Origin of the sequence: uncultured Arthrobacter sp., from assembly GCF_947495145.1 — a bacterium.
Classification (GTDB): Bacteria; Actinomycetota; Actinomycetes; order Actinomycetales; family Micrococcaceae; genus Arthrobacter_D.
In genome coordinates this window covers 134,026-145,036 of record NZ_CANLXP010000010.1, presented here as the reverse complement: position 1 = coordinate 145,036, position 11,011 = coordinate 134,026, and the positions used below count along the sequence as shown (strand labels likewise).

The 11,011-nt window shown below is 66.2% G+C and carries 13 protein-coding genes and 2 riboswitches; of the genes, 4 read left to right on the top strand and 9 right to left on the bottom strand.

The window, feature by feature from the left end:
• Both Q0877_RS09930 and Q0877_RS09925 read right to left on the bottom strand, forming a co-directional pair.
• A partial coding sequence (locus Q0877_RS09930) for a DUF222 domain-containing protein (protein ID WP_299167332.1) occupies nt 1–572 on the bottom strand: 572 nt, incomplete at its 3' end.
• Between the two features lie 169 nt (nt 573–741).
• Nucleotides 742–1,002, bottom strand: a complete 261-nt coding sequence (locus Q0877_RS09925; RefSeq protein ID WP_299167331.1) for a DUF4235 domain-containing protein — start codon at nt 1,000–1,002, stop codon at nt 742–744.
• Nucleotides 1,003–1,131: 129 nt separating this feature from the next.
• A riboswitch (TPP riboswitch) is annotated at nt 1,132–1,247 on the top strand.
• A gap of 52 nt (nt 1,248–1,299) precedes the next feature.
• Here Q0877_RS09925 and Q0877_RS09920 point away from each other — a divergent pair.
• From Q0877_RS09920 to Q0877_RS09905, 4 genes are read left to right on the top strand one after another with little or no spacing between them, the layout of a single operon-like run.
• On the top strand, nt 1,300–1,911 hold the full coding sequence (locus tag Q0877_RS09920; RefSeq protein ID WP_299167330.1) for an ECF transporter S component: 612 nt from the start codon (nt 1,300–1,302) through the stop codon (nt 1,909–1,911).
• Nucleotides 1,912–1,921: 10 nt separating this feature from the next.
• Nucleotides 1,922–3,406, top strand: a complete 1,485-nt coding sequence (locus Q0877_RS09915; protein WP_299167329.1) for an ABC transporter ATP-binding protein — start codon at nt 1,922–1,924, stop codon at nt 3,404–3,406.
• Nucleotides 3,403–4,200: an energy-coupling factor transporter transmembrane protein EcfT gene (locus Q0877_RS09910; protein ID WP_299167327.1), complete on the top strand. Its 798-nt coding sequence runs from the start codon at nt 3,403–3,405 to the stop codon at nt 4,198–4,200. Before Q0877_RS09915 ends, Q0877_RS09910 begins: the two co-directional genes overlap by 4 nt.
• A 34-nt stretch (nt 4,201–4,234) precedes the next feature.
• On the top strand, nt 4,235–4,759 hold the full coding sequence (locus Q0877_RS09905) for a sigma-70 family RNA polymerase sigma factor (protein ID WP_299167326.1): 525 nt from the start codon (nt 4,235–4,237) through the stop codon (nt 4,757–4,759).
• Here the strand turns inward: Q0877_RS09905 and Q0877_RS09900 are convergent, their stop codons facing one another.
• The 7 genes from Q0877_RS09900 to pabB all read right to left on the bottom strand — a co-directional run bounded on the left by Q0877_RS09900 (nt 4,760) and on the right by pabB (nt 11,011).
• On the bottom strand, nt 4,760–5,344 hold the full coding sequence (locus Q0877_RS09900; RefSeq protein WP_299167325.1) for a hypothetical protein: 585 nt from the start codon (nt 5,342–5,344) through the stop codon (nt 4,760–4,762).
• A 132-nt stretch (nt 5,345–5,476) separates the two neighbouring features.
• Entirely contained in the window at nt 5,477–6,685 is a 1,209-nt protein-coding gene (locus tag Q0877_RS09895; protein ID WP_299167348.1) for an O-succinylhomoserine sulfhydrylase, read from the bottom strand.
• A 74-nt stretch (nt 6,686–6,759) separates the two neighbouring features.
• Nucleotides 6,760–7,263 carry a rhodanese-like domain-containing protein gene (locus tag Q0877_RS09890; RefSeq protein WP_299167324.1) on the bottom strand — a complete coding sequence of 168 codons (504 nt, stop codon included), beginning with the start codon at nt 7,261–7,263 and terminating at the stop codon, nt 6,760–6,762.
• Between the two features lie 17 nt (nt 7,264–7,280).
• A riboswitch (SAM riboswitch) is annotated at nt 7,281–7,395 on the bottom strand.
• A gap of 71 nt (nt 7,396–7,466) precedes the next feature.
• A complete protein-coding gene (locus tag Q0877_RS09885) occupies nt 7,467–8,321 on the bottom strand; it encodes an aminodeoxychorismate lyase (protein ID WP_299167323.1) in 855 nt (284 codons plus the stop codon).
• Between the two features lie 48 nt (nt 8,322–8,369).
• A complete protein-coding gene (locus tag Q0877_RS09880; RefSeq protein ID WP_299167322.1) occupies nt 8,370–8,654 on the bottom strand; it encodes a hypothetical protein in 285 nt (94 codons plus the stop codon).
• Nucleotides 8,647–8,817 carry a hypothetical protein gene (locus Q0877_RS09875; protein WP_299167321.1) on the bottom strand — a complete coding sequence of 57 codons (171 nt, stop codon included), beginning with the start codon at nt 8,815–8,817 and terminating at the stop codon, nt 8,647–8,649. The genes Q0877_RS09880 and Q0877_RS09875 overlap by 8 nt, the downstream gene beginning before the upstream one ends.
• A gap of 130 nt (nt 8,818–8,947) precedes the next feature.
• Nucleotides 8,948–11,011 carry an aminodeoxychorismate synthase component I gene (pabB, locus tag Q0877_RS09870; protein ID WP_299167320.1) on the bottom strand — a complete coding sequence of 688 codons (2,064 nt, stop codon included), beginning with the start codon at nt 11,009–11,011 and terminating at the stop codon, nt 8,948–8,950.

Below are 11,011 nucleotides of genomic sequence, written 5' to 3'. Positions count from 1 at the left end.
TCGATCACGGTTTCCCAGCGTTGGGCCAGGACCCGGAGGACGTCTTCGTCGGATTCGATGGCCTGGCGGACCAGGTGCTCTTCCATGGTCTCCAGCTGTGGGCGGGTTGCCACGGTGCAGATGCGGTGCACGGCATTACGGATGATTGTCGCGGCCCGGCTGCTGATCTCTCCGGCTGCGGTGGCTTCGGCCAGGACAGTCAGCGGGGCCTCGAGTGCGGCCCCCGGCCCGGGGACCTCCGGTAGAACGTCGTGTCCGAGCCGTAACCGACGGTTCGCCTCGGTGCGGCTGATACCAATTTTCGCGCGCAGGTACTCTGCGGTGTTCTTGTAAGGGTCGCGGGTGTCCGTTGTTGCCAGTTGGTGGTCCTCGGCGGCACGGGCAACCAGGGTTTGAAGATGGTCGATGACGTTGGAGAGTTGCTCGACCTCGACCAGGGCCGCCGCGACTTCCTCGACGCCCAGTGTGAGGTAGCCCGCTTCGAGCTCCTGCACAAAGGCCAACAAGTCCGACCGCATACCGCTCAGGAGGGACGTGTCCTGGGCGGGGTGTTCGAGCAGTGCGACGGCCATACCCAAATTTTATCGAACACGTATACGAAAAACCATCGAACCCCGCCAATGTGGAGGACCAGCGAACCACCACTTATCCACAGCCGGAACCCGCGCAGACGGCGCCGACTATGCGGCAAATGGTGCCCCCGCGCAGCCAGCGCCCACGCGAACGCCAACCTGCGTAGGCCTAGGTGATGTGACGGGTGCGCTCGTAGCGGTGGATGGCGCGCTGGGTAGTGCGGTTGGTGAGCACGCGGATTGTAGTGCTGACCGAACCGGAGATAACGGCGAAGGCCAGCGCCGAGCGCAGGCTGTTCTCGAGGCCTTCCTTGTCCTTCGGCGGTTCGTTGCCGGTGACCCGCTTCCAGATGAAGTCAACGAGCTGCGTGCTCACGAGGCCCGCTCCGATACCCAGTCCCACGCCCATCAGTTTGAAGATCAGATTCATGGTGCCTCCTTCAGTCGGCTTGGTTTTGATCCCAGCCTAGCGTTATAGCGGCAATCAATGGAGGAGGTCGATGGACGACTGACCTTCCTGATCGACGAGGCTTTCCGGGTGTAGAGTTGGTATCGCTCAAAACAACGACAGGGGAGCGCAGCCACGCAGGTGGTGGGCGCTGAGAGTGCGGACCACCGCAGACCCTCGAACCTGATCCGGCTAGTACCGGCGAAGGGAGTCGAGTTCTCGGGGCGATCGGCTTCATGCCGCTCGGCCTTCCCCTCCTGCACCCAGGAGGATCAACCCATGACTGCAACACACAGCCCTACACCTTCCACATCCCGTCGCCGTTACGAATGGCGCGTCGTCGATATTGTGGTCGCCTCCGTTATTGCGGTGGCCGTGGGCGTCATCTTTTTCGCCTGGTCGCTGGGCTACAGCGGCATCAGCGCACTGACCCTTGCCTACCCGCCGCTGGCGGGCCTGTACACCGGTGGCTGGCTGATCGCGGGCGTGCTGGGCGGGCTGATCATCCGCAAGCCCGGCGCTGCGATCTACTGTGAGGTGCTGGCGGCGGCTGTGTCAGCGCTGCTCGGCACCCAGTTCGGGATCCTTGTCCTCGTCTCCGGCCTGATCCAAGGCCTCGGCGCTGAGCTGGTGTTCGCACTATTTCTCTACAAACGCTGGAACCTCGGCGTGGCACTGCTGGCCGGACTGGGCGCCGGCCTCGCCCTCGCGATCAGCGAGAACATCATGTACAACGTTGCGTGGACGCTCGATCACAAGCTGGTCTACGGCGTCTTCGCCGCGATCTCCGGTGTGGTACTGGCCGGACTGCTGTCCTGGCTCGCTACCCGCGGGCTCGCAAAGACCGGCGCGCTCTCAGCCTTCGCCGCCGGCCGCACGGCCGACGTTTAGCGTGAGCTCCATGGCGTCGCCCAACCCGGTATCAGTCACCGCCCGGGGCTGGGGCTGGCGGCACCCCGGACGGTCGCGGTGGGCGGTCCGTGATCTCGACCTGATTGTGGAGGCCGGCGAACGCGTTCTGCTCCTCGGTGCATCCGGTGCCGGCAAATCCACCCTCCTGCATGGGCTTGCGGGAGTGCTCGGCGGCCATGACGAGGGCGAACAGGCCGGCGAACTCATCGTCGACGGCGTCAGCCCGGCTGCTGCGCGCGGCCGCTCCGGCTTGGTCCTCCAGGATCCCGATACCCAGCTGGTGCTGGCGCGGGTCGGCGACGAGGTGGCATTCGGCGCGGAGAATCTTGCCGTGCCGCGTATGGATATCTGGCCGCGGGTGCAGCAGGCGCTCGACGGCGTCGGACTGGATGTCCCGCTGAGCCATCCCACGACGGCGCTCTCCGGCGGTCAGAAGCAGCGGCTGGCGCTCGCCGCGGTCCTCGCTATGCAGCCGGGGCTGCTGCTCCTGGACGAGCCGACCGCAAACCTGGACCCCGACGGGGTGGTCGAGGTGAGGGACGCGGTAGTCCGCGTGCTCGACCAGACATCGGCCACCCTGGTGGTGGTGGAGCACCGCGTTGATGTTTGGGCCGACGTGGTGGACCGGGTTGTGGTACTCGACCCGGACGGCGGCATCCTGGCCGATGGTGACCCGGCAGCGGTGCTTCGCAGTGGGGCCACGAGGGCAAGGCTGATCGAGGAGGGCGTCTGGGTTCCCGGCCACAGGCCGGAAACGCGCGCCGTCAGCACTTCCTCCGGCACGGACCTGTTGCGGGCTTCCAACCTGGCGGTTGCACGCATCAAGCGTGGACCGGCAGTGCTCGACGGCGTTGACCTCACCCTGCGCGGGGGAGAGGCGGTCAGCGTACTCGGGCCGAACGGAGCCGGAAAATCGACCCTCGCGCTCACCCTCGCAGGATTGCTGCGCCCCCGCAGCGGTTCGCTCGACGCCCTCGAGCCGCTGGCGCGTGGTGCCGGAGCAAAGCCGTTTGGGTGGAAGTCGGCCCAGCTGGTCAGCCGGATCGGTACCGTCTTCCAGGAGCCTGAGCACCAGTTTCTGACCAACACAGTGCTCGAGGAACTGGAGTTCGGCCCCCGCCGGGTGGCCCGGCATAGTGAGGAAGAAATTCGACGGCGGATAGATCCGATAGCGGAGCGGCTCCGGCTCACCGGGCTACTGAAGGCGAACCCTTTCACGCTTTCCGGAGGCGAGAAGCGGCGGCTGTCGGTTGCGACGATGCTGGCCACCAACCCGGACATTCTGATCCTCGACGAGCCGACCTTCGGCCAGGACGCCAACACTTGGGCTGAACTGGTGACCCTGCTGGCCGATCTCATCAACGGCGGTGCCTGCGTGGTATCGGTGACCCACGACCGGGAGTACACGTCGGCGCTGGGGAGCCGGGTGGTAGCCGTGGATGGAGCGTCCGCCTCGGTGGAGGCGGTGGCGTGAGCGTCGATGTCCTGAATCCGGAGATCACCGGCCGCCTGCTTCCGAGGGCCAACCCGCTCTCCAAGCTTTTTGCCGCGGTGGTGATTTCGGTGGTGGTGATGCTCAGCGTGGACTGGGTGAGCGCCGGCGTCGTACTTGGCGGTGAACTGCTGCTGCTCCCGTTGCTCGGAATCAGTATCCGGCGGCTGTTCCTGAGGGCGTGGCCGTTTGTCGTCGCTGCGCTGATCGCCGCGTACGGCACCGCCCTGCTGGCCGAGAAGACCGGACGGGTTCTCTTCGAATGGGGGCCGTTGCTGTTCACCGAGGGATCGGTCGGTGCCGGCCTGGCCATCGGGCTGCGCGGGCTCGCAATCGCGCTTCCCGGTCTTTTCCTCCTCAGCAGCACCGACCCGACGGATCTCGCCGACGCACTCGCGCAGCGGCTGAAGATGCCGCACAGATTTGTGCTCGGAGCGCTCGCCGGAATGCGACTGGTTGGGTTGCTGCTCGATGAGTGGCGGACGCTCGGTCTCGCCCGGCACGCACGCGGTGTCGGGCATGAGGGGAACCCGGCAGCGCGCTTCGGCAACTTCCTCGGGCAGGCTTTCGGGCTCATGGTCCAGGCCATCCGCAGGGCAACCCGGCTGGCTGTGGCCATGGAGGCACGCGGGTTCGGCGCTGGTCCACGCACCTGGGCGCGGGCGAGCACCTTCAGCGGTGTCGACGTCGTCGTCGCCCTGGCGGGCGTGCTGATTGCGGCGCTCGCCGTCACCGCAGCGGTCCTTACAGGCACCTGGAACTTCATCCTCACCTAGCCGCCCCTGTTGTTGAGACGGCTTCAGGTGCATCATGAAGAGCATGGCCGATGGACAGCCTGACTGGCTCAGCCTCATCCGGGACAATCACCTCCGCCCGCTACGGAGATTTGTCCGCCGCCTGACGTCGGACGCCTTCCTGGCCGACGAGGTGGTCCAGCTGACCCTGCTGCGCGCCTGGGAGCATCCGGTCATGCACGGTCGCAGTGAGCTTGAAATCCGCGCCTGGCTTTTTGTGGTGGCCCGGAACATCCTCGTTGACTCGTTCCGCAGCGGCTTCCGCCGCCACGAGCTCGATGTGGACGAGGTTCCGGATACTCCTTCCGATGACGAGGTCGAGCAGCTTCTCACGTCCTGGCTGCTCACGGATGCGCTGAACGGGCTCTCGCCCGAACACCGTGATGTGGTGCTCCACTTCTACTTCCGCGGTGAAACCGTGGCCGAGATTTCACGGGCCCTCTCCATTCCGGAGGGCACCGTGAAATCGCGCCTGCACTACGCCTTGCGCTCGCTGAAGAATGCGCTGCTTGCCCAGGACGCGGTCCCGGACGGGGGCTGACTACTGGATCATCGTGCCGTCAGGTGCGACGACGTACCACACCTCGTTCACGCCCTGGCCGTTGGTGTCACCCGGGGCTTCGTCCTCGGCGAAGTAGTAGATCGGCATGCCGTTGATGGTCACCTGCAGTTCACCGTCGGGGGTTTCGATGGTGCCCACCTCACCGGTGACACCCTCAACTTCAGGGGTCTCACTGTCGCTCAGCACCGGCGGCCAGGCCTCAAGGCAGCCGCCTTCACAGGCGCTCACGCCGGAGTTCGCTTCGTCATTGGTGAAGTAGTAGACCACCATGCCTTCGGCATCGACAACCACCTCACCGAGGTCGGTTTCAGCGACACCGAGCGGGGTTCCAACGGTTCCGCCGGCAGCTTCGCCGCTCGGTTCCGCAGAAGCCTCTGTGGTTGCCCCTTCGGTGGGCGCTTCGGTGGTCGGTTCCGTGGTCGGTTCTTCGCTCGGTGGTGCTTCTGCCGCGGTTTCCTCGCCTGCGGGGATGTCCTCACTCTCGGTCGAGGAACCACCACAGCCGGTCAACGCCAACAGGCAGATGGCGATGACGGCGAACAGGACGCGCATTGCTTTATTCATGTTGATTCCTCCCGTGAACACCCCCTGGACATCCGGGGGATGGGAGCGGCCACTCGACCCCTCTGCTGGGAAGACGCAGCGACTACCCCGGATGGTTCAATGCACTGGAGAACTCACAGGGGAATCCCAGCTTCAGGAGGCGGCGAGGGCCTTCCCCATGTCTGCCTGCAGGTCGCTGACATCCTCGAGGCCGACCGAGAGCCGGACAACGCCGTCGGACAAGCCGATGGCTCTGCGTCCGTCGGGCCCCATAGCCCGGTGGGTGGTGGTTGCGGGGTGGGTGATGAGCGTCTTTGAATCGCCCAGGTTGTTCGAGATGTCGATGATCTTCAGCGCATCGAGCAGTGCGAAAGCACGCTCCTTCGCTTTGCCCTCGGGCGCGTCGAGTTCGAACGTCACCACCGTGCCGCCGGCTGTCATCTGGGCAGCAGCGAGATCAAACTGCGGGTGCGATTCGAGCAGGGGGTACCGAACCCAGTTCACTGCCGGCTGGGCCTCGAGCCAGCGGGCCAGCGTCAGCGCCGAGGAAGATGAGTGGTTGACCCGCAGCGAGAGCGTTTCCAGCCCCTTGAGGAGGGTCCACGCGTTGAACGAGGACAGCGCTGGTCCGGTGTGTCGCATGAGCGTCTTCACCGGCCCCTCGATGAATTCCTTCCGCCCGAGGACTGCGCCGCCCAGGACCCTGCCCTGGCCATCCATATGTTTGGTTCCGGAATAGACGACGACGTCGGCACCCAGATCCGTACACCGCTGCAGCAGCGGTGTGGCAAAGACATTGTCGACGACGACCTGCGCGCCGGCGGCATGACCGAGTTCGACGACCGCCCGGATATCAACAATTTCCTGCATGGGATTGGACGGCGACTCGAAGAACACCGCGGTGGTCGGAACGCTGAGAGCTTCCTCCCACTGGCTCAGATCCCAGCCGTCAACGAAGACGGTCTCAACGCCCCAGCGCGGCAGGATCTCGTTCAGGATGACAAAGCATGAGCCGAACAGGCTGCGGGAGGCAACAACCCGGTCTCCGGCCGCGAGCAGTGCACCAAGCGCGGTGAAGACGGCGGACATTCCGCTGGCGGTGGCGAAGCAGGCCTCCGCTCCCTCGAGCAGGCGGAGGCGTTCCTGGAACATAGCGACCGTGGGGTTGCCGTAGCGGGAGTAGACAAACCGGTCCACCTCCCCGGTGAACGCTGCCTCTGCCGCCGCAGCAGAGGAGTACACAAAGCCCGAGTTCAGGAAAAGGGCCTCGGACGTTTCTTCGAAGTTTGACCGGGCCAGCCCGCCGCGGACGGCGAGGGTATCGGGTGACCACGCGGCGACGTCGTCATCCGTGCGCTGGATCCGTGGGTAGCCTCCGTTGCCTGCGATGGGCTCACGGCCCGTTGCCGGCGAGAACGACGACGGAGTGGACTCACTCACGGGCGTCGCCCTTCTGCCGGCTGGGGGTCTCCAGCCCCGGCTTCGGTGTCGGCTTCTGCAGCGGATTCGGTAGGCGCGGAAGCCTCGTTATGGACGGTGGTGGCCAGTCCGCTGGAACGCCACCCGCCGTCGGCCTCGAAGCCGTGCAGCACGTTGTAGGCGGTGTGACCCGCAGAGGTCGCGTTCTGTGCAGCTGCCACTGAGCGGACACCTGAGCGGCACAGGAAAAGCAGCTCGCGGCCCTTGAGGCCCTTCAACTGGTTGAGGAAGGAGATGTTGCGGGTGCCGTCAGACCGGTTCCACTCCAGGAAGAGCGGCACTGTGCCGGCGTCGGTGAGGTCCGGGACGCCGACTCCCCGCCACTCCTCTATTGTGCGGACGTCCACGAGTACGGCGCCCTTGCTGACGCGCTCCACCGCTTGGCGGGGCGTGATGTCGCCGGCGTAACCGTTGGCCGGCCGGGAATGTGTCTGGGAATGCGGGGTCGATTGTTGTGCCACTGTGTCTCCTCACGCTGTGCACGCTGGTGATCGTCGATCCTGATCGGTGTGCCGAGTAGTCACCTGAGGCACCCCGCCGTGAAAGAGGGTTGCCGGCCAGCAAGTCAGGGCTTGGCGCTGGCGCTCGTTACTCCCGGTCGAACGTAGCACCGGCGGCGGCGTCTCTGCCACGCTCGCCCGTAACGTGCGGTAACGCCTAGGGCTCAGGACACAGACTCCACGAGGGCACCCAGTTCCGCGGTCAGCTCTGGTGTTACCTTCACCGGCTTCCGGTCGATGGACTCCACCTCAGCGAGCAGGCGGACGCTCGAAATGAGCCAGACGCCGTCGGACGAAAAGAGGTCCCCGGGCACCAGCGGGCCGTAGCCGAGTTCCCAGCCGGCCTCACGCGCGGCCGTGAACAGCGCGCCCTGCGAGGTGCCCGGCAGGATCCCGCTCTCCAGCTGCGGCGTGATGAGGTGCTTGGCGCCGTCGATGACCCGGGCGATCAGCACGGTCGACGTCGGGCCCTCAAGGACCTTGCCGTCGGAGGAGGTGAAAATGACGTCGTTGGCACCCTGCGAGCGCGCGTAGCGGACGGCGGCCATGTTCACCGCATAAGAGAGGGTCTTGGCGCCCATCAGCAGCCAGGGCGCGCGCTGGGCAACGGTGCTGTCGTAACCGCGGTCGAGCAGGAGGACCGAAAGCCGTTGTCCGCGCAGCCCCTCCGGCAAGGGCGATACCAGAACCCAGGCCGTGGCGCCGGCTCCTTCTTCCCCCCGGGTGGCGACGAGCTTGACCACAAGTTCGCCGTCGTCGTCGGCCTGCTTCAGTGCAGTGGAAATGGCGCGCTCCCAGACCTCCGACGCCGGAACGTCAAGTTCCAGTGCTTCGGCGGAAGTAGCCAGCCGGGCAAGGTGTGCCTGCAGTTTCCGGGGGGTGCCACCGACAGCAAGCATGGTCTCGAAGATGCCGTCGCCCCGAGTGATCCCGGTGTCTGTAACCCTGAGCTGCGGCTGCGTCGCGTCAGCGATTCTGCCGTCGGGAAAGGCGGAATCGAGGAACACCAGAACAGTCATGCGCCAAGCGTAAGCGACCGGCGGCCGCCGTGTTCGGGAATCCGAAGTTCAGGAATCCGAACTTGTCTCCTCGTTCAGCCCGCGCTGTGCGAAGTCGGCTTCATCAGAAGCTTCCGGTGGCAGGGGATCGGTGGCGTCGGGAACCTGGTCGGGGGCGTAGTCGATGAGCCCGGCGTCAACGCGCTCCTGCTCCGTTGCCGCGGCCAGGGCGTCATCATCGAGACGCTCAGGTTCTCCCGCATGGCCCTGGTAAATGCGGTTCGGGAGAAACTCGTTGTCCGGTTCCTGTACGTCGTCCAGGTTAGGGGTGTTCTCATCGGTGGAGCTAGTCATGACCGTTCTCCTTCTTCGCTTCTTCCCGGGCATCTTGCTGGAACTGCTCGAGCTTTCCTTCGGCCTCCCGGCGCCGCTGCAGGACAGCGGGATCGCTGGAGGGGTCTGTCTCCGGTGCGTTGCCGTCAGGCCTGTCGCGGGCGCTCTCACTTTCGGTGCTCATGGAAGCCATGCTTGCACACCCATCCGGGAGGACGGAAGCCCTTGTGAGCGCCCGCTCCAACTAATCGAGAGGGCGGAAATGACGCTCCTGCACGCGGGGAATCGTTATTTCCGCCCGGTCAATATGCGGATCAGTCAGGGAACGCTGTGCCGAGGGCTGATAAGACTCCGAATGCCTTCGTCCGCACCTCTTCCCACTCCTCGGCGGGGTCGGAATCAGCGGTGATCGCACCGCCCACCCCGAGCGTGAGGCGGGTGCCGCCGTCGTCGTCCTCCAGCACAAGCGTGCGGATGACGACGGCGAGATCCGCCGCCCCATCCAGCGAGAAGTACCCTGCCGCACCCGAATAAACCCCGCGCGGGGCACCTTCGAGGCGGTTGAGAATGGCCATGGTGCTGATCTTCGGTGCGCCCGTCATCGAACCGGCGGGGAAGGCGGCGGCTACTGCTTCCGCACGCGACGAGCCGGGGCGAAGGCGGGCGTCGATTGTGCTCACCATCTGGTGAACGGTTGCGTAGGTTTCAATGTCGCAGAGCCGGCTCACGGTCACGCTGCCTGGAATTGCGAGGTGGGAGAGGTCGTTGCGGAGCAGGTCCACGATCATGATGTTCTCTGCGCGGTCCTTGGTGCTGGTGCGCAGGTCGGCCTTGAGGGCGGCATCCTCCTCTAGGTCAGCGGAGCGGCGCCGGGTCCCCTTGATGGGTTCAGCACGCATCCTGCCGGCCGGATCCAATCGAAGGAACCGCTCGGGCGAGGTGCTCGCGACAGCAAACCCGGGGAACGCGAAGTAGTGCGCGAAGGGGGCCGGGTTGGCGGCGCGGAGCGAGAGGTAGACGTCCAACGGTTCCAGCGGTGCTTCCGCGGCGGCTGTGAGAGCGGTGGTGAGGCACACCTCGTACGAATTGCCGTCCGTAATCTCCGCCTTGGCTGCGCGGATCTTCGCCAGATACTCCTCGCGGGTATCCCGCACAGTGAAGCGCGGGGCCGGCACCGGGCCCGGTGCCGCAGGCGAACCACCGGAAAGCACGACGCCGCGCGCCCGGTCCAGCCATGCGTCGGCTTCCGGATCACGTGAGCCGTCATGCAGCGTCAGCAGGTGGGTGCGCTGTTCCAGGTGATCAAGGACGACGGCGCGGCCGGCGAAGAGGAGCGAGGCATCCGGTACCTGTCCGGGCATCTCCGCTGGCGGGACGTCGCCGCCCTGCCCCGGGCGACCGCCGGTTTCGCGTTGCAGTCTGTAGCCGAGATAGCCGAGCCAGCCAAGGGCAAACGGGCCGGGATAATCCGCAGGCGACCGGACGGCGCGTCGGCCCCACACGCCGTCGAGCCAGCGGAAAAACGGTCCGGAGACGCGCGCAGTGACCGCTCCGCCGGTGACCAGGGTTCTGCCTTCGGCGTGCCGGACTGTCTGACCGAACCGGCCGCCGTCGTCGGCGAGGATTGAGAAACGGCTGCGGCCCTCCGGGTCTTCAGCGGCGGAGCTGTCCAGCCAGGCAGCGCAGCCGGAACCGGCGTAGAGCTCGCGGAAAACTGCGGCGGCCTCCGGGAAAGCGTCCACCAGCTCGACCTGCAGGGTGAGGCCGCGCCGCGCCGCACGCTCCATCGACATGAGCGATTCGCACTGCGGCAACCCAGTCAGGGCCCGACGAAGCTGGTCCGGAACGGCGTTGCCGCGGTGGCCCTGCACCAGCAGATCGGCGTGCGGCACCGGACTGTCAGCGGCGAGCCACCGCTCCTCCTGATCCGACCAGCGTTGCCAGAACGGCGCATAGGTGTCGCCGTCGCGCGTCAGGGCGCTGGTTCTGCGGAGGTTGTCGTCGGCCTCGATCCAGACCACCACATCCAGCAGTTTCCGCGCAGCTGCGCAGGCCGCACCCACCCCCTCGACCACCACAATGTCCGCGGGCTGCGTGAGCCGGGTGTCGCCGTCGTCGTTCGCGGTCCAGTCCCACGCCGTCCACTGTGCCGGCCGTCCGGACGCAAGCGGGGTCAACACCGTGCGGACGTACCGTTCCATGCCGTCGGCGAGGCCCTCCCACCCAGGGTAGATGTCCTCGAGGTGGAACAGGCTGACCGTGTGGTGTTCGCGCAGCAGCGCGGCAAGCTCCACGGCGAGCGTGGTTTTGCCCGCCCCGGAGCGGCCGTCCACGGCAATGATCAGCGGAACGACGGCGTTGGCGGCCTTGGGTGCCAT

Coding starts and splice junctions, on each gene's coding strand:
- Q0877_RS09900 (WP_299167325.1), bottom strand. CDS start 5,344: ATGAATAAAGCAATGCGCGTCCTGTTCGCCGTCATCGCCATCTGCCTG.
- Q0877_RS09915 (WP_299167329.1), top strand. CDS start 1,922: ATGGCGTCGCCCAACCCGGTATCAGTCACCGCCCGGGGCTGGGGCTGG.
- pabB (WP_299167320.1), bottom strand. CDS start 11,011: ATGGCACCCAAGGCCGCCAACGCCGTCGTTCCGCTGATCATTGCCGTG.
- Q0877_RS09905 (WP_299167326.1), top strand. CDS start 4,235: ATGAAGAGCATGGCCGATGGACAGCCTGACTGGCTCAGCCTCATCCGG.
- Q0877_RS09875 (WP_299167321.1), bottom strand. CDS start 8,817: ATGAGCACCGAAAGTGAGAGCGCCCGCGACAGGCCTGACGGCAACGCA.
- Q0877_RS09880 (WP_299167322.1), bottom strand. CDS start 8,654: ATGACTAGCTCCACCGATGAGAACACCCCTAACCTGGACGACGTACAG.
- Q0877_RS09925 (WP_299167331.1), bottom strand. CDS start 1,002: ATGAATCTGATCTTCAAACTGATGGGCGTGGGACTGGGTATCGGAGCG.
- Q0877_RS09920 (WP_299167330.1), top strand. CDS start 1,300: ATGACTGCAACACACAGCCCTACACCTTCCACATCCCGTCGCCGTTAC.
- Q0877_RS09885 (WP_299167323.1), bottom strand. CDS start 8,321: ATGACTGTTCTGGTGTTCCTCGATTCCGCCTTTCCCGACGGCAGAATC.